Here is a 230-nt window from a genome sequence, read left to right as displayed (position 1 = left end):
AACCCGTTGGCCACCCGCCGCCTGCAGGAGATCTACGACGCCCCGATCCAGGCGGAACTGATCACTTCCCGGCTGGCCGAGGTCCGCGAAGCCGGCGTGACCGTGGCCGGATCGCTCACCCCCCAGCGCACGCAGGAGTTCTACAAGACGGTGCTGGCCGCCGGAGTGGACATCTTCGTCATCCGCGGCACCACAGTTTCAGCGGAGCACGTCTCCAAGACGGTCGAGCC

The 230-nt window shown here is 67.4% G+C and carries 1 pseudogene; it reads left to right on the top strand.

The window, feature by feature from the left end:
• Positions 1-230: pseudogene (locus SB754_RS23335) on the top strand (GuaB3 family IMP dehydrogenase-related protein); the annotation flags it as partial.

Source organism: Leifsonia sp. SIMBA_070 (assembly GCF_046534635.1).
GTDB lineage: Bacteria > Actinomycetota > Actinomycetes > Actinomycetales > Microbacteriaceae > Leifsonia.
The sequence above is the reverse complement of the archived record's forward strand: the minus strand, read 5'-3'. Positions and strand labels throughout refer to the sequence as shown.